General features: G+C 44.7%; 2 protein-coding genes. Both read left to right on the plus strand.

Annotated features, from left to right (window positions below; all coding sequences use genetic code 11):
• Positions 1-30 precede the first annotated feature (30 nt).
• Complete coding sequence (locus A3762_RS18925; RefSeq protein ID WP_068754766.1) at positions 31-927, plus strand: rhomboid family intramembrane serine protease; 897 nt, start codon at positions 31-33, stop codon at positions 925-927.
• Between the two features lie 21 nt (positions 928-948).
• The coding region (locus A3762_RS18930) for a YeaC family protein (protein ID WP_068757129.1) at positions 949-1,154 on the plus strand (206 nt) is incomplete at its 3' end.

Genomic DNA, 1,154 nt, shown 5'->3' on the forward strand with positions numbered 1-1,154 from the left:
TAAATTTGTCTGGGTAGATGTCACGCCATCATGAATGAAGTAGCACGCGTATCGATCGATAAAAATCTACAGCCTTTTTCAGAATGGTTACGTCGCCAGGGCGTTGAGCACCGAATCTCTGAGCTAGGTGGAGAGTTAGTGCTAGAACTTCAGCGCTTAGAGAATAAGGATCAAGTTCTAGAGGCTTTGAATTCGTACTTGGAGCATCCTGAATTAGAGCAGCAGTTATCTGCTGCGAATGCGGCCTCGTCACCTTTAAAGGTGCGTTTCTCTGCTGGGTATGATCGTGTAACACCGCAACAGGCTCCACTCGTTTTTATAGTCATTTCTCTTTGTGTGCTCGTTGCTTGGTTAACGGATCTTGGTGGAGGTGGTGAAGTCTTAAGAGCTCTACTGATCGTCAATCCTTTCGATATTTCGATGAACTTGAATTCTATTGAGGGGCGTTGGTCTGCATTGGTCGAAACCATGCAGTCTGGAGAGATATGGCGTTTATTCTCGCCAGATGTGCTTCATTTTAGTCTCTTGCACATTGTTTTTAACTTGTTGATGTTTTGGATTCTAGGCGGGCAGCTTGAGTATCGAAAAGGTGCGCTCGCATTATTTGTGTTGATCGTTGTTGTCTCTGTCATATCGAATGTCGCGCAACTTTTAGATGGCGGCTATTTGTTTGGGGGATTGTCGGGTGTTGTGTACGGCTTGTTTGGCTATACCCGAGTTTGGTCGCATTATGATCGTCGCGTTTTCATGCCGGATGGATTATTTAAGTTTGCGTTGGTCTGGTTGGTAATTGGTTATACGCCACTAACAGAATGGATTGGCTTAGGGGCTATGGCTAATTCAGCGCATTTGTACGGATTGTTAAGTGGCCTTGTTTTAGGTTGGCTTGTGTTTGGTTTAACGGCTAAGCGCAATAGCGCGCCATGAAAATGGTCTAGGGGGAGATATATGAATTTTGAAGATGCTGCAAAGCAGCTAGACCCAGAGTTGTATGAAAGATTTAAAAAGGCACTGGAATTAGGAAAGTGGCCCGACGGCCGAACGTTGACGAAAGAGCAAAAAGAAATCTGCTTACAAACAGTGATCGTTTACGAAGACGCTCACGATATTCCTGAGAAAGATCGTGTTGGGTATGTGGATACCACGAAGAAAAA

The organism is Oleiphilus sp. HI0125, assembly GCF_001635355.1.

Excerpts from the sequence above, each read along its gene's own strand:
- A3762_RS18925 (WP_068754766.1), top strand. The coding sequence starts at position 31 with ATGAATGAAGTAGCACGCGTATCGATCGATAAAAATCTACAGCCTTTT.